23 protein-coding genes are annotated in these 22,282 nt (G+C 66.1%); 12 read left to right on the top strand and 11 right to left on the bottom strand.

Annotated features, from left to right (window positions below):
- Nucleotides 1-139 precede the first annotated feature (139 nt).
- The 3 genes from RUGAMON1_RS17700 (at nt 140) to RUGAMON1_RS17710 (ending at nt 4,040) form a co-directional block, all read left to right on the top strand.
- Nucleotides 140-1,678, top strand: a complete 1,539-nt coding sequence (locus RUGAMON1_RS17700; RefSeq protein WP_445231738.1) for an alpha/beta hydrolase — start codon at nt 140-142, stop codon at nt 1,676-1,678.
- A 184-nt stretch (nt 1,679-1,862) separates the two neighbouring features.
- Nucleotides 1,863-3,284: an SGNH/GDSL hydrolase family protein gene (locus RUGAMON1_RS17705; RefSeq protein WP_445231739.1), complete on the top strand. Its 1,422-nt coding sequence runs from the start codon at nt 1,863-1,865 to the stop codon at nt 3,282-3,284.
- Nucleotides 3,285-3,359: 75 nt separating this feature from the next.
- A complete protein-coding gene (locus RUGAMON1_RS17710) occupies nt 3,360-4,040 on the top strand; it encodes an OmpW/AlkL family protein (protein WP_445231740.1) in 681 nt (226 codons plus the stop codon).
- Nucleotides 4,041-4,152: 112 nt separating this feature from the next.
- On the opposite strand, the gene RUGAMON1_RS17715 is transcribed toward RUGAMON1_RS17710, so the two are convergent.
- Nucleotides 4,153-5,337, bottom strand: a complete 1,185-nt coding sequence (locus RUGAMON1_RS17715; RefSeq protein ID WP_152841027.1) for an acyl-CoA dehydrogenase — start codon at nt 5,335-5,337, stop codon at nt 4,153-4,155.
- 95 nt (nt 5,338-5,432) lie between these two features.
- Complete coding sequence (locus tag RUGAMON1_RS17720) at nt 5,433-5,936, bottom strand: flavin reductase family protein (RefSeq protein ID WP_445231741.1); 504 nt, start codon at nt 5,934-5,936, stop codon at nt 5,433-5,435.
- Between the two features lie 109 nt (nt 5,937-6,045).
- Here RUGAMON1_RS17720 and msrA point away from each other — a divergent pair, with 109 nt between their 5' ends.
- Genes msrA through RUGAMON1_RS17735 form a run of 3 tightly spaced genes read left to right on the top strand, consistent with a single transcriptional unit; the run spans nt 6,046 to nt 9,955 of the window.
- Nucleotides 6,046-6,597, top strand: coding sequence for a peptide-methionine (S)-S-oxide reductase MsrA (msrA, locus tag RUGAMON1_RS17725; protein WP_445231742.1), 552 nt, complete (start codon nt 6,046-6,048; stop codon nt 6,595-6,597).
- A gap of 18 nt (nt 6,598-6,615) precedes the next feature.
- Complete coding sequence (locus tag RUGAMON1_RS17730; RefSeq protein ID WP_445231743.1) at nt 6,616-7,671, top strand: HD domain-containing phosphohydrolase; 1,056 nt, start codon at nt 6,616-6,618, stop codon at nt 7,669-7,671.
- 7 nt (nt 7,672-7,678) lie between these two features.
- A complete protein-coding gene (locus tag RUGAMON1_RS17735) occupies nt 7,679-9,955 on the top strand; it encodes a PAS domain-containing hybrid sensor histidine kinase/response regulator (RefSeq protein WP_445231744.1) in 2,277 nt (758 codons plus the stop codon).
- Here the strand turns inward: RUGAMON1_RS17735 and RUGAMON1_RS17740 are convergent.
- Entirely contained in the window at nt 9,889-11,220 is a 1,332-nt protein-coding gene (locus tag RUGAMON1_RS17740) for a class I SAM-dependent methyltransferase (RefSeq protein WP_445231745.1), read from the bottom strand. The two genes, RUGAMON1_RS17735 and RUGAMON1_RS17740, sit on opposite strands and share 67 nt — an antisense overlap.
- A 75-nt stretch (nt 11,221-11,295) precedes the next feature.
- Nucleotides 11,296-12,531, bottom strand: a complete 1,236-nt coding sequence (pdxH, locus tag RUGAMON1_RS17745) for a pyridoxamine 5'-phosphate oxidase (protein ID WP_445231746.1) — start codon at nt 12,529-12,531, stop codon at nt 11,296-11,298.
- A gap of 73 nt (nt 12,532-12,604) precedes the next feature.
- Between pdxH and tcdA the strand changes: the two genes are divergently transcribed.
- The 3 genes from tcdA (at nt 12,605) to cysK (ending at nt 15,031) form a co-directional block, all read left to right on the top strand.
- Nucleotides 12,605-13,447, top strand: a complete 843-nt coding sequence (tcdA, locus tag RUGAMON1_RS17750) for a tRNA cyclic N6-threonylcarbamoyladenosine(37) synthase TcdA (RefSeq protein WP_445231747.1) — start codon at nt 12,605-12,607, stop codon at nt 13,445-13,447.
- A gap of 129 nt (nt 13,448-13,576) precedes the next feature.
- Nucleotides 13,577-14,047 carry an FKBP-type peptidyl-prolyl cis-trans isomerase gene (locus RUGAMON1_RS17755; RefSeq protein ID WP_445231772.1) on the top strand — a complete coding sequence of 157 codons (471 nt, stop codon included), beginning with the start codon at nt 13,577-13,579 and terminating at the stop codon, nt 14,045-14,047.
- Between the two features lie 51 nt (nt 14,048-14,098).
- Nucleotides 14,099-15,031 (top strand): cysteine synthase A, encoded by a 933-nt coding sequence (gene cysK / locus RUGAMON1_RS17760; protein ID WP_445231748.1) that lies wholly within the window; start codon nt 14,099-14,101, stop codon nt 15,029-15,031.
- Between the two features lie 19 nt (nt 15,032-15,050).
- Here cysK and RUGAMON1_RS17765 read toward each other — a convergent pair whose 3' ends face one another.
- The 3 genes from RUGAMON1_RS17765 to RUGAMON1_RS17775 are packed head-to-tail and all read right to left on the bottom strand — an operon-like array spanning nt 15,051 to nt 17,451.
- Nucleotides 15,051-16,088, bottom strand: a complete 1,038-nt coding sequence (locus tag RUGAMON1_RS17765; RefSeq protein WP_445231749.1) for a cation diffusion facilitator family transporter — start codon at nt 16,086-16,088, stop codon at nt 15,051-15,053.
- Nucleotides 16,085-16,411: an ArsR/SmtB family transcription factor gene (locus tag RUGAMON1_RS17770; protein ID WP_332853957.1), complete on the bottom strand. Its 327-nt coding sequence runs from the start codon at nt 16,409-16,411 to the stop codon at nt 16,085-16,087. Before RUGAMON1_RS17770 ends, RUGAMON1_RS17765 begins: the two co-directional genes overlap by 4 nt.
- A gap of 53 nt (nt 16,412-16,464) precedes the next feature.
- Nucleotides 16,465-17,451, bottom strand: a complete 987-nt coding sequence (locus tag RUGAMON1_RS17775) for a zinc-binding dehydrogenase (RefSeq protein WP_445231750.1) — start codon at nt 17,449-17,451, stop codon at nt 16,465-16,467.
- A gap of 90 nt (nt 17,452-17,541) precedes the next feature.
- On the opposite strand from RUGAMON1_RS17775, the gene RUGAMON1_RS17780 reads away from it, so the two are divergent.
- A complete protein-coding gene (locus tag RUGAMON1_RS17780) occupies nt 17,542-18,435 on the top strand; it encodes a LysR family transcriptional regulator (protein ID WP_445231751.1) in 894 nt (297 codons plus the stop codon).
- Here the strand turns inward: RUGAMON1_RS17780 and RUGAMON1_RS17785 are convergent.
- Nucleotides 18,432-19,037, bottom strand: coding sequence for a DJ-1/PfpI family protein (locus tag RUGAMON1_RS17785; protein WP_445231752.1), 606 nt, complete (start codon nt 19,035-19,037; stop codon nt 18,432-18,434). The genes RUGAMON1_RS17780 and RUGAMON1_RS17785 overlap by 4 nt on opposite strands.
- Nucleotides 19,038-19,123: 86 nt before the next feature.
- Here RUGAMON1_RS17785 and RUGAMON1_RS17790 point away from each other — a divergent pair, with 86 nt between their 5' ends.
- Both RUGAMON1_RS17790 and RUGAMON1_RS17795 read left to right on the top strand, forming a co-directional pair.
- Nucleotides 19,124-19,672 (top strand): TetR/AcrR family transcriptional regulator, encoded by a 549-nt coding sequence (locus tag RUGAMON1_RS17790; RefSeq protein WP_445231753.1) that lies wholly within the window; start codon nt 19,124-19,126, stop codon nt 19,670-19,672.
- On the top strand, nt 19,665-20,297 hold the full coding sequence (locus RUGAMON1_RS17795) for a GNAT family N-acetyltransferase (protein ID WP_445231754.1): 633 nt from the start codon (nt 19,665-19,667) through the stop codon (nt 20,295-20,297). Before RUGAMON1_RS17790 ends, RUGAMON1_RS17795 begins: the two co-directional genes overlap by 8 nt.
- Before the next feature lie 12 nt (nt 20,298-20,309).
- On the opposite strand, the gene RUGAMON1_RS17800 is transcribed toward RUGAMON1_RS17795, so the two are convergent.
- The 3 genes from RUGAMON1_RS17800 to RUGAMON1_RS17810 are packed head-to-tail and all read right to left on the bottom strand — an operon-like array spanning nt 20,310 to nt 22,274.
- Complete coding sequence (locus RUGAMON1_RS17800) at nt 20,310-20,969, bottom strand: hypothetical protein (protein WP_445231755.1); 660 nt, start codon at nt 20,967-20,969, stop codon at nt 20,310-20,312.
- Between the two features lie 9 nt (nt 20,970-20,978).
- A complete protein-coding gene (locus RUGAMON1_RS17805; protein ID WP_445231756.1) occupies nt 20,979-21,539 on the bottom strand; it encodes a hypothetical protein in 561 nt (186 codons plus the stop codon).
- Between the two features lie 6 nt (nt 21,540-21,545).
- Nucleotides 21,546-22,274, bottom strand: a complete 729-nt coding sequence (locus RUGAMON1_RS17810) for a P-loop NTPase family protein (RefSeq protein ID WP_445231757.1) — start codon at nt 22,272-22,274, stop codon at nt 21,546-21,548.
- Nucleotides 22,275-22,282: the final 8 nt, after the last annotated feature.

Raw genomic sequence — 22,282 nt, forward strand, 5'->3', positions numbered from 1 at the left:
ACGTGGGCGTTGCGATACCACATGCGATGAGATTACTTTCCTGCTAAGCTAAAGCGTTGCCGGGAAAAAAAAGATTCCGGCAATCTTGACCTATCAGCAGGGGCAATTTTGCGCCCCGCACCTTATTCAAGGATGCGCCATGTTTAACGCCGCCCGTTTTTCCTTGATTTCCCTCGTCGTTTTATTGGCCTGCTGTGGCGGCGGCGGTTCCGCCGGCAACCAGACCGGCGGCAACGTGGTGACGCAGCAGCCGGTCCAGCTGCGCGGCGTGCCCATCGGCGGCGCCACGCTGGTGCCGGCCGCCATCGGCGGCGGCGCCATGGCCAACACCATCGATCCGGCCGTCATGAAGAAACTGGTCGATGGCGCCATCACCCTCGGCAGTTCCATGACCGGCACGCCGACCTGCGCCGTCACCACCTACACCCTCAAGTACCACACCGTCGATTCGGTGGCGGCCGACACCGACGCCAGCACCGCCATCATCGTGCCGTCCGGCAGCAACCCGGCCTGCCAGGGCGCCCGTCCGGTGATGCTGTATGCGCACGGCACGTCGCCGCGCAAGACCACCGACATGGCCAACCTGTCCGGCACCGAGGCGCTGCTGGTGGCGGCGATGTTCGCCACCCAGGGCTACATCGTGGTGGCGCCGAACTACGCCGGCTATGCCGGCTCGTCGCTGGCCTACCACGCCTACCTGGACGCCGACCAGCAATCCAACGACATGGTCGACGCCTTGCGCGCCGCCCGCAGCGTGTTCGGCAGCATCAGCGCCAACGCCTCCAGCCGGCTGATGGTGAGTGGTTACTCTCAAGGCGGCTTCGTGGCGCTGGCCACCCAGCGTGCGATGCAGATCAAGTACTCGAGCGAATTCACGGTGACGGCGGCGGCGCCGATGTCCGGCCCGTATGCGCTGCTGCAATTCGGCGACGGCATCTACGGCGGCGCGCCGACCATGGGGTCCAGCGGCTTCCTGCCGATGCTGATCAACGCCGGCCAGCGCGCCGGCGCCGCCATCTACAACAGCCTGGACGATATCTACGAAGCCAAGTACGCCACCGGCATCGATACGCTGCTGCCGGGCACGCAGGGCCTGGGTGACCTGGTCGCGGCCGGCAAGCTGCCGAACGATGTGCTGTTCGCGCAAGATTCCTTGCCGCAGGCGCCGGGCTACGCCTCCTATTTCGGCGCCGACCACCTGATGAAGACCAGCTACCGCAACGGCTACCTGGCCGACCTCAAGGCCAACCCCTGCAACGCCAGCCGCGGCGCGCCGCTGGCCTGCTCGCCGGCCCAGCCGCTGCGCAAATGGCTGCTGAGGAACGACCTGCGCACCTACACGCCGACCGTGCCGCTGTTCCTGTGCGGCGGCAACGAAGATCCGGTGGTGCCGTTCGCCAATACCGACGCCACCAGTGACTACTTCACCGCCCGCAGCATGGCTTCCGGCCTGCTGACGGTGCTGGACGTCGACGATTCGGCGCTGCTGGTGCCGTATCGCGCCACGCGCGCCGAATTCGCCGCCGCCAAGCAGGTGCTGCGCCTGTCCGTGCTGGCCGGTACTGGCTCGTCCGCCGCCGCCGACAAGGCCGTCAATGACTCCTATCACGCCGGCCTGGTCGCCCCATTCTGCCTCCGCGAAGCAAGAAACTTCTTCGATTCTGCACCAAGCCGGTGAAATCGATTTTGAGGTAAGTTGTCTCTATGAAAATACAGCCGAGCAACCGTTCTTTTTAGCCACACATACAGGGGGTTTTTATGTGCTCCCCTATACATTCCCGGATAAGGCTGGCATATTAGTTGGGTTGCGAATAGCACGGCCGTTCGTATCACACTATAAAAGAATTTTTCTAGGAGACAACATGCGTCATACTAAATTTGCACTTGCGGCAATGACCCTGGCCGTTCTTGCGGGTTGCGGCGGAACCGATCCCAAGCCCGGCGATCAGACCATCAAGAACAAGTACAGCAGCCAGGTTTCGTTCGGCGACAGCCTGTCCGACGTCGGCTCCTACGCCGTCGGCACGGTAGCCCAGCTCAAGGGTGGCAAATTTACGATCAATGGCGACAGCTCCGCCACCGTCTCCACGCTGACCGGCAAGAACTGGACCGAACTGGTCGCCGCCCAGCTGGGCGTTGCGGCCCCGTGCGCGGCGCTCACCGGCCTCGACGGCGACGCCACCAAAGGTTTCTCGGTAACGCCGACGGCCCACGCCAACTGCTACGGCTACGCCCAGGGCGGCGCCCGCGTGACCAACCCTGTCGGCCCGGGCAACAAGCTGACCGGCAGCCCGCTGGGCGCGCTGACCATCCCCGTCACCACCCAGATCGACAACCACCTGAAAGCCGTCGGCGGCAAGTTCAAGGGCGATGAAATGGTGTTCGTCATGGCCGGCGGCAACGACGCGCTGTTCAATCTGACCAAATTGAGCGTTGATGCCACGGCGGCCGGCACCGCTGCCGGCGCCAAGGCTGGCGCCGAGGCAGGCGCCGCCGCTTACGTCACCAGCCTGGTAGGCCAGCTGGCCGCCGGCGCCACCACCCCGCAAGCCGCCGCCGCCGCCATCGGCCAGGCAGCGCAAACGGAAGCGGCCCGCAGCGGCAGCACCCAGACCAGCATCACCCAGGTCGCGATCGGCACCGCCGCCGTCCAGCCGGGCAATTCGGCGGTCGCTGCGCAAGCGGTCTGGGGCCCGATGGTGGCCAAGGCCACGGCCGACGCCACCGCCGCCGGCACTGCCGCCGGCAACGCCGCCGGCGCCAAGGCAGGGGCTGATTATGCCGCCGCCCACGGTCCGGAGCTGATCGCCGCGATGGCCACCGCCGGTACCGAACTGGCCAACCTGGTCAAGACCAAGATCATCGCCAACGGCGCCAACTACGTCACCGTCAACAACCTGCCGGACGTGGCCACCACGCCGTCCGGCCGCGCCAAGCCGGAATCGCAGGCCCTGATCAACGCCATGGTGAGCGCCTTCAACGGTGCGCTGAGCACCGGCCTGGCATCGGAATCGAAAGTGCTGATCGTCGACGTGTTCTCGGTCAGCCATGACCAGGCCACCAACCCCGGCCCGTACGGCCTGACCAACGTAGCCGAGCCTGCCTGCAACCTGACCGCGCCGACCAACCCGCTGGGCAGCTCGCTGACGTGCAACGCCGGCAACGTCAAGGCCGGCGACATCAGCCACTGGTCCTTCGCCGACGAAGTCCATCCGACGCCGTTCAACAACCTGCTGCTGGCCCGCTACGTGGCCGAGAAGCTGGTCGTCAAGGGCTGGCTGTAATTCAGTCGTCGCAGGCAGCCGCCGCCTCCGGGCGGGCGGCTGCCGGACTCACAACACAATAAATCAGGAGACGATATGAAGAACACGGTAAAACTGCTGGCGCTGGCCGCCGCACTGACGGTGGCCTCGGCCGCATCGGCGCAACAGACCAAGGGCACCTGGCTGGGCACGCTGGGCATCAACAAGATCACGCCGAAAGTCGATTCGGGCGATGTGTCGGCGCCGGCGCTGCCGGGCACCAAGGCCGACGTCGGCTCGGACACCAAGCCGCGCTTCGCGATCGCCTACATGCTGACCGATAACATCTCGGCCGAGCTGGACCTGGGCCTGCCGTACAAGCATGACCTGGTCGGCGCGGGCGCCATCCAGGGCACGGGCAAGCTGGGCACCTCGGAAGTGCTGCCGCCGACCGCCTTCATCCAGTACCGCTTCCTGCCGGCCAACTCGATGTTCCGTCCGTACGTGGGCCTGGGCCTCACCTATGCGATGTTCCAGAAAGAGACCGGCTCCGGCCAGCTGACCGCGCTGCTCAACACCGGCGGCCCGGGCACCACCTTCAAGCTGGACGACAAGTGGGCGATGAGCTACCAGATCGGCGGCACGGTGAAGATCAACGAGAAATGGTTCATCGACGCCACCGTCATCAAAACCAAGCTCAAGAGCGTAGTGCACTTCTCGACCGGTCAGACCCAGGACGTGCGCCTCGATCCGCTGGCCGTCAGCGTCAGCATCGGCTACAACTTCAAGGGCTTCTAAGCTGTAAACGTAAAAACCGCCAGCCTGAACGCGCTCAAGATCGCGCTCAGTGCTGGCGGTTTTTTTACGCCCACCCCGACCCGGGGCGGGGTCAGACCCCAGGTTTTGGGGGTTACTGGAACGCCTGGATACCGGTCTGGGCGCGGCCCAGGATCAGCGCGTGGATGTCGTGCGTACCTTCGTAGGTATTGACCACTTCCAGGTTGACCATGTGGCGGATGATGCCGAACTCGTCCGAGATGCCGTTACCGCCCAGCATATCGCGCGCGACGCGGGCGATGTCCAGCGACTTGCCGCAGGAATTGCGCTTCATCATCGAGGTGATTTCCACCGCCGCCGTGCCGGCGTCCTTCATGCGGCCCAGCTGCAGGCAGCCTTGCAGGCCCAGCGTGATCTCGGTCTGCATGTCGGCCAGCTTCTTCTGCACCAGCTGGTTGGCGGCCAGCGGACGGCCGAACTGGTGGCGGTCCAGCACGTACTGGCGCGCGGTGTGCCAGCAATCCTCGGCCGCGCCCAGCGCGCCCCAGGCGATGCCGTAGCGTGCCGAGTTCAAGCAGGTGAACGGACCCTTCAGGCCGCGCACGTCCGGGAAGGCGTTCTCTTCCGGGCAGAACACGTTGTCCATCACGATCTCGCCGGTCACCGAAGCGCGCAGGCCGAACTTGCCGTGGATCGCAGGGGCGCTCAGGCCGGCCATGCCTTTTTCCAGCACGAAGCCGCGGATCGCGCCTTCATCGTCCTTGGCCCAGACCACGAACACGTCGGCCACCGGCGAGTTGGTGATCCACATCTTGGCGCCGCTCAACGAGTAGCCGCCCGGCACCTTCTTGGCGCGGGTGATCATCGAGCCCGGATCGGAACCGTGGTTGGGCTCGGTCAGGCCGAAGCAGCCGATCCACTCGCCGGTGGCCAGTTTCGGCAGGTATTTCTGTTTTTGCTCTTCGGTGCCGAACTCGTAGATCGGCACCATCACCAGCGACGACTGCACGCTCATCATCGAACGGTAGCCGGAGTCGATGCGCTCGACTTCGCGCGCGATCAGGCCGTAGGCCACGTAGTTCAGGCCGGGGCCGCCGTACTGTTCCGGAATCGTCGGGCCCAGCAGGCCCAGTTCGCCCATCTCGCGGAAGATCGAGGTGTCCATCTTCTCGTGGCGGAAGGCGTCCAGGATGCGCGGCGCCAGCTTGTCCTTGCAATAGGCGGCGGCGGCGTCGCGCACCATGCGCTCGTCGTCGGTCAGTTGCTGGTCCAGCAGCAGGGGATCATCCCAGTGGAATTGGGCGCGGGCTTGGCTCATAGTGGTCTCTCATTATGAAAATTGGTGAAGGCTGCCCGCATTCTATGCCGCGGCCACCGTAACGGCTTTTCAAATGGCGACACCAATTTCCGTTTTTAGCCCAGGCTGCCGAATTGGCCGCTATGGAAAATCAGCGGCGGGGAGGGGGAAAACTCGCACAGCTCGACCTCGCCGACGAAAATCACATGGTCGCCTTCCGGATAGCGGCTGCGGTTGTGGCATTCGAACCAGGCCGAGGCGCCCTTGAGGATGGGCTGGCCGGTGCGCGACAGCTCGTATTCGGTGTTTTCCCAAGGATCGATGCCGCGCGTGGCGAACTTTTTGGCCAGGTGCGCCTGGTCGGCCGACAGCACATTGATGACGTAATGCGAATTGCCGGTGAAGATGGGCATGCTGTTGGCCGTGGTCGCCAGGCTCCACAGCACCAGCGGCGGGTCCAGCGACACCGAATTGAAGGAGCTGGCCGTCAGGCCGCGGAACGTGCCGTCCGCCAGCCGGGTGGTGATGACGGTGACGCCGGTGGCGAACTGGCCCAGCGCCTGGCGAAAATGGCTGGTATCGAAGGGGCGCTGGTCGGCGCGGGGGGAACGAGTGTGCATGGTGGACCTGTGACTTTTCAGCCATTATGCCAAAGTTTACCGTGCGATAGCGTATTGGCGTGGTTTGCGTTACAGTGAACCCATGGGCATTCTTCTACGCGAGGGAGTCATGACGAGTCAGTCCGCGCCGGGCACGGCGCTCGAAACGGCCTATCTGGGCGGCGGCTGCTTCTGGTGCACCGAGGCGGTGTTTGCGCGCGTCAAGGGCGTTGTCCATGTCGAGTCCGGCTACACCGGCGGCCACCAGCCCGATCCCACCTACGAGCAGATCTGCGCCGGCGACACCGGCCATGCCGAAGTGGTGAAATTGCAATTTGATCCCGCCGTCATCAGTTATCGCGACCTGCTGGAAATCTTCTTCACCATCCACGACCCGACCACGCTGAACCGCCAGGGCAACGACGTCGGCACCCAGTACCGCTCGGTGATCTTCTACCAGTCGCCGCAGCAGGAAGCCACGGCGCGCCAGGTGATCGCGCAAATGGCCGGGGTGTGGGACGCGCCCATCGTCACCGAACTGGCGCCGGCCTCGACCTACTATCCGGCCGAGGCCTATCATCAGGATTACTTCAGCCAGCATCCGCTGCAAAGCTATTGCGCCTTCGTGGTCGCGCCCAAGGTCGCCAAGTTCAAGAGCACCTATGCGCACCGCTTAAAATAAAACAACAAGGGGACATGGATGAAGGTGGTGCTGGTCGACGATACCCATATCAACCTGGTGCTGATGTCGCGCCTGGTCGACAAACTGAAAGACGTGAACACGATCAGCTTCCAGTCGGCGCGCGAGGCGCTGACCTGGTGCAATGCCCATCCCTACGACCTGCTGATCGTCGACTACATGATGCCGGACCTGAACGGCCTGGAGCTGATCGCCCGGCTGGAGGCGCCGCCCGACCAGCGCCCGCCGGTGCTGATGGTCACCGCCAGCGTCGACGTCGACGTGCGCCACCGCGCGCTGGAAAACGGCGCCAGCGATTTCCTCATCAAGCCGATCGACAAGGTCGAGTTCCTGGCCCGCACCCGCAACATGCTGGCGTTGCGCAGCGCCACGCTGGCCTTGCAGCACCGCGCCAGCTGGCTGGCCGAGGAAGTGTCCAAGGCCACCGCCGAGCTGCGCGCGCGCGAGCAGGAAACCATCATGCTGCTGTGCCGCGCCTCCGAATACCGCGACCCCGAAACCGGCGCCCACATCCAGCGCATGGCGCACTATTCGCGGCTGATCGCCGAGCAGCTGGGCCAGTCCGAGGAGCAGCAGCAGGACGTGCTGAACGCCGCCCCGATGCACGACATCGGCAAGGTCGGCACGCCCGACCACATCCTGCTCAAGCCCGGCCGCCTGAACCCGGAAGAGATGACCGTCATGCGCCAGCACGCCGAGATCGGCTACAACATCCTCAAGGATTGCCAGGCGCGCATGCTCAGGCTGGCGGCCGAGATCGCGCTGACCCACCACGAGCGCTACGACGGCCAGGGCTATCCGCGCGGCCTGGCCGGCGAGGCCATCCCGCTGGTGGGCCGCATCGTCGCCGTGGCCGACGTGTTCGACGCGCTGACCAGCGTGCGGCCGTACAAAAAGGCCTGGAGCATGGAGGACGCGCGCCAGCACCTGCTGGACAACTGCAACACCCACTTCGATCCGCGCTGCGTGGAGGCGCTGCTGCAGCGCTGGGACGACGTGCAGGCCATCCGCGCCCGCTTCCGCGACGAGCCCGGCGCCGCCGCGCCGACGGCCTGACGCGGCCATGGACCAGGACCGCCACGTCGACCTGATACGGCAAGCGCTGGCCGCGCCCGTGACGTTGGACGCGCAGGAACTGGCGCGCCTGCTGGAGCCGCAACTGGCCGCGCTGGCCGAGATGGAGGCGGAAGTGCTCCAGCTGCGCTCGGCCAACGCGCTGCTGCGCAAGGAGAACCGCCAGCAGCGCGGCAACGTCGGCACCTGGCGCGACAAGCGCACCGCGCGCCTGGCCGGCCTGCAGCGCGAGCTGCACGCCGACCTGCAAGTGCAGCTGCGGGCGCCGTCCGAAGACCAGGCCGCCCGCGACCACCAGGAGCTGACCGAGCAAATTCTCGACCAGCTGCCCATCCCCATCTTCCTCAAGGACCGCGACGGCCGCTTCCTGCGCTTTAACAGCCGCTTCGAGGAATTCACCCAGCGCTCGCGGGCGGAAATCCTCGGCCGTACGGTCGACCAATTCGCCACGCCGCGCTGGGCCGCCGCCACCCACGAGGAAGACGAGCTGGCCTGGTCGTCCGGCCGCATGGTCACCACCGAGCGCCGCATGGCCACCTTCGATCCGCCGCTCGACGTGCTGGTCAGCCGCAAGGTCATCAACAGCGGCGGGCTGTCCTATATGCTGGGCTACTTCATCGACATCAGCGAACAGCGCGCCGCCCGCGCCGCCATGCAGCACGCGGTCGAATCGGCCGAGGCGGCCAGCCGCGCCAAAAGCGAATTCCTGGCCAATATGAGCCACGAGATCCGCACGCCGATGAACGGCATCCTCGGCATGACCGAGCTGGTGCTGGAGTCCGACATCGACGCCCACCAGCGCGCCGACCTGATGCTGGTGAAGGCCTCGGCCGACGCGCTGCTGCACATCGTCGACGACATCCTGGATTTTTCCAAGATCGAAGCGGGCAAGCTCGACATCGAGGAAGTGCCGTTCGACCTGCGCCAGCTGGTCGGCGACACGCTGCGCGCCATGAGCCTGCGGGCGCGGCAGAAGGGGCTGGCGCTGGCGGCCGAGATTCCGCCGGAACTGCCGCGCATCATGAAGGGCGACCCCGGCCGCCTGCGCCAGGTGCTGCTCAACCTGGTGGGCAACGCCATCAAGTTCACCGGCGAGGGCGGCGTGACGGTGCAGCTGTCGATCGCCGCCGAGCACGACGACCGCAGCGAGATCGTGTTCGCCGTGCGCGACACCGGCATCGGCGTGCCGCCGGAAAAGCAGCACATGATCTTCGAAGCCTTCGCCCAGGTCGACGGCTCGACCACGCGCGAGTACGGCGGCACCGGCCTCGGGCTGGCGATTTGCCGCCGGCTGGTGATCCTGATGCAGGGCCGCATCGACGTCCACAGCGCGCCGGGGCAGGGCAGCGTGTTCAGCTTTACCGTGCCCTTGCTGCACACCGGCGTGGCGCAGGCCGCGCCGCTGCCGCCGCTGGCCGTGCTGGCGCCGGGACAAAACCTGAACCGCAGCGCCCACGACGGCGGCCTGCTGGTGGGCGAGGGCGATCTTCCGCCAGCCGCGCCTGCGCCGGCATCCGCGCGCGGCGGCCTGCGCGTGCTGCTGGCCGAGGACAACCCGGTCAACCAGCGGCTGGCGATGCGGCTGCTGGAAAAGCTGGGCCACCGCGTCACGCTGGTCGACAGCGGCCTGGCCGTGCTGGAGCGCGCCGGCCAGGGCGGCTACGACCTGATCCTGATGGACGTGCAGATGCCGGGCCTGGACGGCCTGGCGGCCACCCGCCAGATCCGCCTGCGCGAATCGGCGCACGGCGGCCACGTGCCCATCATCGCGATGACCGCGCGCGCCATGAGCGGCGACCGCGAGCGCTGCCTGGACGCCGGCATGGACGACTACCTGGCCAAGCCGGTCGACAGCCAGCAACTGCGCGAGATGCTGCTGCGCTACCAGCCGGACAGCGGCCAGCAACTGCTGGACTGGCGCGGTGCGCTGCAAAGGCTGGACGGCGACGCCGAACTGCTGCTGGAACTGGCCGCGCTGTTTCTGCACGACGGCCCTCAGCTGTGGCAGGAGCTGTGCACGGCGCTGGCCTCGGGCGACCTGCAGCGCAGCACGCGCGCGGTGCACAGCCTGAAGGGCGTGCTGGTCAACTTCGGCGCGGCGCGCGCGGTGGCGCTGGCCGAGCAGCTGTCGGCCGCGCTGCACGCGGGCCAGCCGTGGCAACTGGCGTCCGGCCGGCTGGAGCCGGCCTTGCGGGAAGTCTACGTGGCGCTGAAAGACTTGATCGCCGGCGGCATCGACGCCATGGCCGCGCCGCCATCCTCCTGAAGCACGGTGAACGCCGGCATGCCGCCGTCGCCCAGCGCATAGTGCGCGCCGACGCCGGCCGGCTGCGGATACATATGCCGGCGCGACCACGGCAGCGCCGCGCTGCGCTGGCCGGCCTTGCGGCCGACGATCTGGTACAGGCTGATCCAGTCCTGCTCGAAGGCGTAGCTGCAGCCGGCCAGGTAGACGTGCCAGATGCGATAGCGCTTGTTGCCCGCCAGCGCCTGCACGCGTTCCGTGTTGGCCTCGAAATTGTCGGTCCAGATGGCGCAGGTGCGGGCGTAGTGGCGGCGCAGGTTTTCCACGTCGGACACTTCCAGCTTGCCCTGCTGCATGGCCTTCAGCACGTGGCCGATGTGCGCCAGCTCACCCTGCGGGAACACGTATTTGTCGATGAAGGCGCCGCCGCCGTAGGGCGTCTCGCCGTTGTCCGGATCGGTGGTGGTGATGCCGTGGTTCATCACCACGCCGTCCGCCGCCAGCAGCTTGTGGATGGCGGCGAAGTACTCGGGCAAGTGCTTGACGCCCACGTGCTCGAACATGCCGACGCTGGTGATGCGGTCGAACTGGCCGCGCACGTCGCGGTAGTCCTGCAGGCGGATCTCGACCAGCTGCTCCAGCCCGGCGCGCCGCACGCGCTCCTTGGCCAGCTCGTACTGGTTCTCCGACAGCGTGATGCCGACGCAGCGCGCTTGGTACTGCTGCGCCGCCCGTATCACCAGCGCGCCCCAGCCGCAGCCGATGTCGAGCAGCGTCTGGTTGGGACGCAGCTCGATCTTGCGCAGGATGTGGTCGATCTTCTTGGCCTGGGCGCTGGCCAGGTCCTCGTCGCCATCCTCGAAGTAGGCGCACGAATACACCATGGCCGGATCGAGGAACTGCTGGTAGAACTCGTTGGAGACGTCGTAGTGGTAGCGGATCGCCTCGGCGTCCTGCTGCTTGCTGTGGCCCATGCTGCGCACGATGCGGGCGAACTTGCCCTCGGCCTTGAGCGTGGTGCGCGCCAGCGCGTTGACGATGGCGATCATGTCGTGGGCGCGGCCCCTGACCTCGATCGCGCCCTCGACGTAGGCCGCGCCCAGGTTGGACAGCGACGGCGTCAGCAGGTAGCGCGCCGCCGACACATTGGGCAGGCGTATCGTCACGCGCGGCGCCTCGGTGGAAAAGTCGATCTGCTGGCCGTTCCACAATTCGATGCGCAGCGGCAGCGCGATTTGCTGGCGGATGCCGGCGATCCAGCTACTGAGACGGTTTTGTACGAACACGATCACACCTCCGAGTCCAGAAACGAAAAGACCACCGCAAGCGATGGTCTGGTGTTCCGCGACGGGGCGCTCCGCTTACGGCTGCAGGCGCTCCTTCACCCAGCTTCCATCTGCCTGTTTCACATACACGATCCGGTCATGGAAGCGCGAACGGCGTCCCTGCCAGAACTCGATGCGCACCGGATCGAGGCGATAGCCGCCCCAGTTTTCCGGCCGCACCGGATGCTCGCCGCCGACTGCGGCGGCCGCATCGTAATTGGCTTCCATCTGTTCCCGGCTGGCGATGCGCGCGCTTTGCTGCGAGGCGATCGCCGCGATCTGGCTCTTCACCGGCCGGCTGTAAAAGTACTTGTCGCTTTCTTCGATCGAGGTCTTGACGACCTTGCCTTCTATCCGTACCTGGCGTTCCAACTCGCTCCAAAAGAATAGCAGCGCGGCGTGCGGGTTGTCGCCCAGTTGGCGGCCCTTCTGGCTGCCGTAGTTGGTGTACCAGGTAAAGCCGCGCGCGTCGTACTGCTTGATCAGCACGATGCGCGAACTGGGCTTGCCTTCCGCGTCCACCGTGGCCACGCTCATCGCGTTCGGTTCGTTGACCTTGGCGCGCATGGCTTCTTCAAACCACTTGCCGAACTGGGCGATCGGATCGTCCAGCACATCGTGTTCCGTCAAACTGGCGCGGCCGTAATCGAGGCGCAGGTCGGCCAGCACCACGCCGTCCGCCACCGCGTCGACCACCGCCACCTGCTGCTGCTCCGGCACCTGGCTTTGCGGCAGATCGGGCGTGATGCCGCGCCGTACCTGCATCGCGCTACCCAGCTGCGCCATCTGCTCGGGGCTGAACAAACGCTTGGCCATCGGCGCGATGTTGGTTTCCTCGGTGACCATGTGGGCGGCGTAGCTGTCGCAGAAGCGCTGCACCTGCTCGGCCGACAGGGCGCTACCTTGTCCGTTGGCAATTTGTTCAAGTTGTGAATTAATTATATGCCAGTCTTTGTCCATCTGCTGGTGGTCGGCCAGGATGCCGGGCACCAGCTCGGCCAGCAGCGCGGCGTCGGCGTCGCGCGCGGTCGCCTGCAGCATCGGCACCAGGTTTTGTTCCTCGTCGTCGTGGTGCAGCGGGGCCGCCTGGTTGAAGTATTTCTGCACCGCCTGGGCGGCTTTCTGCGCCTCGGCGTCGGCGCCGTGCTTGGGCAGGTGGGCCAGCAGTTTTTGCAGGGTCTCCAATTGCTTGCGTATGCGGTCGTGGCAATGTTTCAAGACTGCTATCGGTTGGCTGAAGTCGGGGGCGGTGTCGTGCAGGGAAATGCTCATGGGAGGGCGCTCTGGCTGGGTGGGAAAGTCATTCTAAAATATTTTTCGCGGCGGCGTCCGTTAAAATGTCGGCATGAACTCCATAGCACCTACCCAATTCGACGATGTCGACTTCGAGCGCCGCTTCGGCGGCATCGCCCGCCTCTATGGCGAACGCGCGCTGGCGCGCTTCCGCAGCGCCCACGTGTGCGTGGTCGGCACCGGCGGCGTCGGCTCCTGGATCGTCGAGGCGCTGGCCCGCAGCGCCATCGGCCAGCTGACCCTGATTGATCTGGACAACGTCGCCGAGTCCAACATCAACCGCCAGATCCAGGCCCTGGGCAGCACCGTCGGCCAGGCCAAGATCAGCGCGCTGGCCGAGCGCATCGCCGACATCAACCCGTTCTGCGTGGTCAACCAGATCGAAGACTTCGTCACGCCGGACAACCTGGAGCAGATGCTGGGCGCCGGCCACTACGATTTCGTGGTCGACGCCATCGACGACGTCAAGGCCAAGGCCGCGATGATCGCCTGGTGCCGCCAGCACACGATGCCGATGATCCTGATCGGCAGCGCCGGCGGCCAGACCGACCCGACCCAGATCGCCGTGCGCGACCTGGCCCGCACCGAGCAGGAGCCGCTGCTGAAAAAGGTGCGCAAGGTGCTGCGCAGCCAGTACGGCTACCCGCGCGGCGAAAAGACCAAGTTCCATGTCGACGCCGTGTTCTCGATGGAGCCGCTGAAGTTTCCGGAAACCGGCGAGGTATGCGCGGTGGACGGCGACGAGCGCGCCGGCGGCGTCACCGGCCTCAATTGCGCCGGTTTCGGCTCGGCCATGGTGGTCACCGCCACCTTCGGCATGGTGGCCGCCAGCCAGGTGTTGCGCCGGCTGGCCGACAGCGCGCAACCGCCGGTAGCGCCGGCCGAAACGATGTAGATTGATTTAGATTTTATGCAGCTGGCTTGGCGGGTTTGCTATCATGGTGCGCGCTGGCACGGGGACCGTGCTATCCACAGACCACATCGAAAGAATACAACCATGACGCGTAGTTCCGTATTAGTAGCAATGCTGTGCGCGCTGGCGGCCTCCGTGGCCCAGGCGCAGACCCCGACCGCGCCGGTCGCTCCAGCCGATGTGCCGCCGCCGCCGCCGATGGTGGTCGGTTCGGCCACGCCCGGCCCGGCCGCCGAGCAGCTGATCGTCACCGACACCAAGCTCGGCACCGGCAAGGAAGCGACCACCGGCGCCACCGTCTACATGCACTACTCGGGCTGGCTGTATCGTCCGCTGGCCAAGGCCATGCACGGCAAGTTGTTCGATTCCTCGATTCCGCGCGGCGAGCCGCTCGACTTCGTGCTGGGCGCCGGCCGCGTCATCAAGGGCTGGGACCAGGGCATCCAGGGCATGAAGGTGGGCGGCAAACGCACGCTGATTATTCCGTCGGAACTGGCCTACGGCTCACGGCCGTCGCCGGGCAGCGGCATTCCGCCGAATTCCGCGTTGATCTTCGATGTCGAACTGATGGACGTGAAATAAGCGACGCAAATAGGCGTAGACTGGAACCTCCGTCCCATTCGGAGGTTCCTGATGAAGATAGCCAACGACGTAACCGAACTGATAGGCCGCACCCCGCTGGTGCGGCTGAACCGGTTGGCCAAGGGCAGCACCGCCCAGGTACTGGCCAAGCTGGAATACTGCAACCCGGCCCATAGCGTGAAAGACCGCATCGGCCTGTCCATGATCGAAGCGGCCGAAGCGGCCGGCCAGATCCGTCCCGACACCGTCATCCTCGAACCGACCAGCGGCAACACCGGCATCGCGCTGGCGATGGTGTGCGCCGCGCGCGGCTACCGCTGCACCTTGGTCATGCCCGACACCATGAGCCGTGAGCGCCGCATGCTGCTGCGCGCCTACGGCGCCGAGCTGGTGCTCACGCCCGGCGCCGAGGGCATGCTGGGCGCGATCCGCAAGGCCGAGGAGATGGTCGAACGCGACCCGCGCTACCTGATGCCGCAGCAGTTCAACAATCCCGCCAATCCCGATGTGCACCGCCGCACCACGGCCGAGGAAATCTGGGCCGACACCGACGGCCGCGTCGACATCCTGGTGGCCGGCGTCGGCACCGGCGGCACGATTACCGGCGTGGGCGAGGTGATCAAGGCGCGCAAGCCGGAGTTCCGCTGCATCGCGGTGGAGCCGGAAGCCTCGCCGATGTTGGCCAAGGGCACCAAGGGGCCGCACCCGATCCAGGGCATAGGCGCGGGCTTCGTGCCGGCCGTGCTCAATACCAAGGTGTACGACGAGATCATCGGCGTGAAGAACGACGACGCGTTCGCGACCGCGCGGCTGGCGGCCAGCCAGGAGGGGCTGCTGGTGGGGATCTCCTCCGGCGCCGCGCTGTGGGCGGCGCTGCAGGTGGCGCGGCGGCCGGAGAATGCGGACAAGATCATCGTGACGATCATCCCGTCCTTTGGGGAGCGCTATCTGAGCACGGCGCTGTACGCCAACCTGGCGGACTAAGCGCCTGTGTCAGACGGCATTAGTGCGGCTGCTCCTGCAGGCTGCACTCGTGGGCGGTGGTGCCGAGCCGCACTTGCAGCGTGCTGTGGTCGATGGAGAATTCCTCCTTCAGCTGCGCGCTGATGGCGTCCATCGCGGCGTCGCCCGGATGGCCGGCCGGCGTCACCAGCTGCGCCGTCAGCGCGTTTTCGGTGGTGCTCATCGACCAGATGTGCAGGTCGTGCACGTCAGTCACGCCGGGCTGCGCGCGCAGGAATTGCTCGACGTCGGCGTGGTCCAGGTTGTCCGGCACGGCGGCCAGCATCATGCGCATCGATTGCTTCAGCAATGACCAGGTACTGTAGACGATGATGGCGACGATGGCCATGCTGACCAGCGGGTCCAGCCAGTTCCAGCCCGAGTAGCGCACGATCACGCCGGCCACCAGCACGCCCAGCGAGATCGCGGCGTCGGCCGCCATGTGCAGGTAGGCGCCGCGGATATTGATGTCGTCCTTGCTGCCGGACATGAACAACCACGCCGAGAAACCGTTGACCAGGATACCCACACCGGCCACCACCGACACGGTCAGGCCGGCCACGGGTTCGGGGCGCACCAGTTGCTGCACCGCTTCCCACGCAATGCCGCCGCAGGCCGCCATCAGCAGCATGGAATTGAACAGCGCCGCCAGCATCGAGGTGCTGCGCAGGCCGTAGGTATAGCGGCCGTTCGGCATGCGCTTGGCCAGGATCGCCGCGCCCCAGGCCAGCATCAGGCCCAGCACGTCGGACAGGTTGTGGCCGGCGTCGGCCATCAGCGCGGTGGAGTTGGCCAGGAAACCGTAAAAGAATTCGATCGCCACGAACACCGTGTTGAGCACGATGGCGATGGCGAAGGCGCGGCCCATGGTGTTCGGGTCGCCGTGGTGGTGATGGTGGCCGCCGTGGCCATGGTCGTGCCCGTGATCGTGGCTGCAGGCCTTGGCTTTGGCCTTGGCCGGCGCGTGATCGTGGTCATGGTCGTGGTGATCATGATCGTGATCGTGGTCGTGGTCGTGATGATCGTGGTGCTTGCTCATGCTTCGTTCCCGTTGGAAGGTTCTGCGATATGTTCGAGCATATCGTTGAGTACGCCGCTGATATGGGCGTCGGCGGCGGAATAGAACACTTGTTTGCCCTGGCGCTCAGACTTGACAATGCGCGCAGCGCGCAGCAAACGCAAGTGGTGGCTGACCAGCGAACTGCTCAGCTCCAGCGAGGAAGCGATGTCGCTGACGGCGATCGGCGCCGCCACGCAGGCCAACACGATGCGCAGGCGCGTCGGATCGCCCAGCAGATGGAACAGATCGGCCAGCTGGGCGATCGCGGGATCGCAAACGGAATAGTCGTGTTGGCAGCTCATAATGCTAACAAGTGAATAGGTGTTCACATGTTAGCATGGAACGCGACGTCAGGCTACTGGTCGAGTTGCACCACCGCCTTGCCCAGTCCCGCGCCGGCGTCCAGGTAGCGGTGGGCGCTGACGATGTCGTCGAAGGCAAACACTTCGGCGGGACGGGCGTGGTACCGGCCTTGTTCCACCCGCTCGACGATGTCTTGCAAGGGCACTCGGTCCAGCTCGAACCCGGCCGTGCCGAACGCGAAGCTGCCGAAAAAGCTCAGCTGCACGCGCGGCGGCAAGTGCTGCAGCGGCAGGAAATTGCTGAGCGCTTCCAGCCCGCCGAGGAAGCCCGCCTGGCAAACCCGGCCCGGCCGCGCCGCCACGGCCAGCGAGTCGAGCAGGGTGGTATTGCCGATCAGGTCGAGCACCGCGTCGACGCCGGCCGGCGCCATCGCGCGCACGGCGCCGGCCACGCTGGGCTGCTCTTCGATGATGTGGCGCGCGCCGTTCTTCTTCAGCACGCTTTCGAGCTGCACCGGGCGGCGCGTGGTGGCGATCACCTGCGCGCCCAAGTGCGTCGCGATATTGCTGGCCGCCTGGCCCAGCGCGGAGCTGGCGCCGCGTATCAGCAATGTCTGTCCGGGCCGCAGTTCGAGGTTGTCGTGCAAGCAGGCCCAGGCGGTCGCATACGATTCCGGGATGGCGGCCAGCTCCGCCCACGGCAACGACGAACGCAGCGGCACCACATTGGCGGCGGGCACGCACACATATTCGGCATAGCTGCCGTTGATGCTGCGGCCCATGCCGCCCATGATGGCGGCGACCTTCTGGCCCGGCCGCAAATCGGTGCCGGGCGCGCTGGCCACCTCGCCGACGCATTCGATGCCCGTCACCCTGGCGACCTCGCCCCACAAGCCCCGCCGCATATAGCTCTCCGCGCGGTTGAGGCCGAACGCCTTGACGCGGATGAGGACCTGGCCGCTGGCCGGCACCGGCGTCGGCAGCTGAATCTGTTGCAACTGTTCTGGACCGCCGAACTGGGCGATGTGGATGGCGCGCATGAGGGTTCTCCTGTTGATGATCGAAGCATCACTGTAGGGAAGAACACATTCGGATAAAATTGAATAATTCCATCCATCTTTGTAGGATTTATGAACTCTGTCGGTTTTACGCTGCACGAGTTGGCATGTTTCCTGGCGGTGGCCGAGCTGGGCAGCTTTCAAAAGGCGGCGGTGCGCCTGCATCGCTCCCATCCCAGCGTGTTTGCCGCGATTGCCAGCCTGGAGCGGCAAATGGGGCTGGCGCTGCTGGACCGCAGCGGCTATCGCGTGGCCGTGTCCGCCGCCGGGCAGGCCTTCGTCGAGCAGGCCCGGCAGCTGCTCGACAGCGCCAGGCAGATGGAAATGCAAGCCCGGCAGATCGCGCTGGGCGAGGAGGTCAGGCTGGCCGTGGTGATCGGCGACCTGTGCCCTTTGCCGGCCACCTTGCGCCTGCTGCGCCAGTTTTTTGCCCAGTGTCCGGCGACCCGCCTCGACCTGCATTTCGAAGCCCTGTCCGGGCCGTGGGAGCGGCTGGCCAGCGGCGAGGCCGACCTGATCTTCCACCACCTCGACCAGGCCGACATGCGCTTCGAGGCGCGGCCGTGGCAGCGCGTCAAGCTGGTGCCGGTGGTCGCGCCCGGCTTCCTGGATTTCCCGCTGCACGAAACCATCACACCCGAGATGATGCGGCCCTACGTGCAATGCATGATACGCGACAGCGCGCGCGACAGCCCGCCGCGCGACTATTTCGTGGTGGACGGCGCGCGCCGCTGCACCGTGGCCGACCAGTTCATGAAGCGCGAGGTGATCCTGCAGGGCATGGGCTGGGGCCACATGCCCGGCTACCTGGTGGACGAGGACCTGGCGCAGGGACGGCTGCTGTCGATCGCCGGCAATCATTTCCGTGAAAGCGAGCTGGAACTGGTGATCGCGCGCCGCCGCGACATCGCCCACGGCCCGGTCGCCACCCGGCTGTGGGAGCATTTGCTGGCGAGCCTGGGCTAGCGGTCGGTCCCTTGCTGGATGCTCGAGACGATGATTTTTTCGTACAGCTCATACTGGCCGGCCGGCAGCACCGGCCGCAGCGTTTCCAGGCTTTTGCCGGCGTCGAACAGCCGTTCGACCGCCCAGCCGACCAGGTACAGCGCGGCCAGGCAGCCGCCCGCCGTCGCCACGTTGCCCACGCTCATGAACGGCCGCTGGTCCGGCTCCACGCCGGCCGCGCGCAGTGCGCTGCGCGCGTCGGGATGGGTGGCGGCCCGCCGGCCCGGGAGCAAGCCCAGCTGCGCCAGGATGAAGGCGCCGCCGCAGATGGAGCCGATCAGCTGCCGCGTCGGATCGAGCTGGAACGCCTGCATGAAGTCCGGGTCGGCGAGCGCCGCCGGCACGCCCTCCTTGCCGCTGGCGAACAGCACCACGTCGGCCTGGTTCGCCTCGGCCAGCGCGCCGTGCGTGTCCACCAGCAGGCCGTGGGCCGAGCGCAGCTGGCGCTGCTTGCCGACGATGCGCACTTGCCAGTCGTGGCGATTGCGGCCGAGGATATCCCACATCAGAAACAGGTCGATGTCGGTGAAATTGTCGAAGGCGACGAGGGCGATGGTCTTCATTGCGGCTCCATGGTTGGGGTAGGAAGCCGCAGTCTAGTCATGCCGGTGCTACCATACACAGTCTGTATGTTTTCGGGGTGAGAGCAGTGTTGACGCGTGACCATTGGATTGCAGCGGGCTTCGATGCCCTGGACCACGACGGCGACGCCGGCATCTCGGCCGAGCGCCTGGCGCGCCGGTTGAACGTGACGCGCGGCTCGTTCTACCATCATTTCCGCAGCCGCAACGATTTCGTCCATGCCTTGCTGGCGGCGTGGGAAGCCGACTACGCCGACCGCATGCTGGCCCATGCGGCCGCCGGCCGCAGCCTGGAAGAGGTGCTGGAACGCTACCTGGCGATCGCCGCCGAAAAACAACCGGGCCGCGAAACCGCCATCCGCGCCTGGGCGCGCCACGACCCGCTGGTGGCCGGCTACCAGCAGCGCGTCGACCAGACCCGGCTGACGTTCGCCATCAACGCCTGCCGCACCCGCGCTGATGCCTCGGTGGACGCCGACCTGGTGGGCCGCCTGGCGCACCTGTGCCTGATCGGCGGCCAGGAATCCGGCGACCGCATCCAGCCGTCCGCGTTTGCGCGGCGCGTGCAGGACGCCCTGGCCCTGCTGGGCAAATCACCCTTCCGTCATCGTGCCTGAACCCGTGCTGGACCTGAACCTGCTGGAGCGCTGGCTGGCCGGATGGAGCCTGGCGCGCGGCCTGCCGCCGCCGACGCGCGATGGCGGCGGACTGGTCGTCGAGGTCGGCTGGCCGGAGCAGCTGCGCCGCCACGTGTTCCTGGATGCGGGGCCGGCGCTGCAAGCTTGCGCGGCGCGCATCGATGAACCCTGCATCTACCTGAAGGCGGCGGTCGACACGGAAACCCTGCGGCGCGCGCTGCCGGCCCGCTGGACGATAGAGCAGCCACGCTATCTGATGCGCCGTTGCGCACCGATGGCGGAGCAGGCGGCGCCAGCCGGCTACACGATGCATCGAGGGATGGAGCATGGCGCGCATGTGGTGCGCTACGCCGGCGCGGACGGCCGGACGGCGGCGCTGGGCCGCGTGGTGCTCAATGAAGGAACGGCGATCTTCGACCGCATCGAGACGATGGAAGGGCATCGCCGTCTGGGGCTGGCCAGCGCCGTGATGTGCGCGCTGGACGCGCTGGCCGGCGATGTTGAGCGCCTGCTGGTGGCGACCGAAGCCGGCCGCGCGCTGTACGCCAGCCTGGGCTGGCAAGTGCTGGCGCCTTACTCGACGGCGGTGCTGGCCGGCGGCTGATTTGGGCGCGGCTCACGAATGCGGCGCGTCCTTGGCGGACCTGGCCAGCTTGTCCCGCAGATCCTGCAGGTTGCCGTCGGTGCTGGAGTAGGCGCTGATCATCTGCGACAGCATGCGGTAGATAGCCTTGGGATCGCCGTCGCCCATCTGTATGTCGCTGATCGTGTTCAACATGCCCGCGCCGTTGAGGAAGTTGTTGGCGCCGCTGCTGCCGATCGATTGCACGTCGCGCATATTGGCGTAAATGCCGGAGTAGCGCTCCAGCTGTGGCTGCGGCATCCAGCTGACCGCTTGGCTGGCGACCGCCACTTCCCAGGCCTCGCGGCGCAATGACGGCGACATGATGCTGAGCCCCAGCTTGTGCTGCTGCGCCAGCTGCTTGATCAGCAGCTGGCCATCGACCTTGCCCTTGATGCCGGCCAACAGCTGCTCGCTCGCCAGCTTTATTTTTTTCAGCTGATCGTTGTTGTGGCTCAGCGCTTCGTCGAGCTCCTTTACATTGATCTGGATTTCGGCGTCGATCTTGACGGCGGCTTCATGCGCCAGGTGGCGGTGGTGCAGCGTCTGCACGCCATGCTCCAGCGCCAGCGCGGTGGCGATACTGATCACGATCATCAAATATTCGCCGCCGAATTCCTTCAGGGTCTTGGCTTTGGGGACTTCAAAATGCATGCATCTTCCTTATTTTTGCAGTTCGGTCTGTAGCTGTTCGCGCACTTTCGGGTCCAGCTTCTGGATCGCCTTGTTCAGCTTGTCGGCGCTGGCCAGCGCGGCGCTTTGCTCGGCCGTCAGCCCCGGCTTGAAGAAGGCCGCCTGGCCGCCGAGCACCAGCAGCGCGCTGAGGACGGCGACGCCGGCGGCCGCGCCCAGCAACCGCAGTTCGCGCGGCGTGATGCCCGGCGTTTGGGTGGCGATCGGCCGCACCGGGCCGGCGGCGGGCGCCGGCGCGTAGGCGGACGGCGCGTCGGCTGCGCTCGCCACGCCGGCAACGGCTGCCGGTTCATTGGTGGCGTCCAGCACCGCCGGCTTGCGGCCGCCGGCTTGCTGCGCGCCCAGTCCGCCGGCCGCCCTGGCGTGCTGCACCAGTTCCTGCGAGGCGGCGTCGATCAGCGCGATGTGGCGCTCGACCGTCTCGGCCAGCACCGCCTCGTTCAGCGCCACCAGCGCGAACACCGGATCGTCGATGTCGATCTTGACGCCGGTTTTTTCAAAGACCAGGCTGCGCAGCTTGTGCTGATCCATGGCGGCTTACCATTCCACTTTGTCGAGTTGCTCGAACAAGTCGCGGAACACCACCTTGATGCGCTGCTTTTCCATCAGGTTGAACTTGTCGCTTTCCTTGACCTCGTTGGCGGTCAGGCGGGCCGTGTTCATCTTCTTGATGTCGGCGCCGAAGGTGTCGGCGTTGCGCGCCGACAGCACGATGCGGCCCTTCACGCGCGCCGAGTTGTCGGCATAGGTCTGCGATTCGGTGAACTGCTTGCCGGACGCCGATTGCAGCAGGCCGAAGTGCTCGTTTTCCCACAGCACCAGCGGCACCTTGGTCGACTTGGCGGTGGAGACGAAGCCCATGGCGGTGTCGTGCAGCGTGTCGCCGCCGCCGACGATGGTGTGGATGTAGACCTTGCGGCCCGATTCCTCCAGCAGCGAGAAGCAGTCGTTCTCGATCAGGTAGCCCATCAAAGGGGAAAAGGTGTTGGCGCCGTTGTCGATGACGCAGTTGCCGTCTTCTTCCAGGATGTCGATCATCAGCGCGTCGAAGCGCTTGGGGTCGATGGTGCGGCTGTCGGTCATCACCGGCACATGCTTGACGTCCATCGCCTTGTAGCGCGAGAAGGTCGCGTTCTCCTGGTCGGTGTCGTAGCAGCGCAATGGCGTCTCGTCCTTGCCCGCGATCCATTGCGCCAGGATGGTCGACACCAAGGTCTTGCCGATGCCGCCTTTACCTTGGAGAATAAAATGTACCGAATTTTGCATCAATTACT

Origin of the sequence: Duganella rhizosphaerae (genome assembly GCF_040364205.1) — a bacterium.
Lineage (GTDB): Bacteria > Pseudomonadota > Gammaproteobacteria > Burkholderiales > Burkholderiaceae_D > Rugamonas > Rugamonas rhizosphaerae.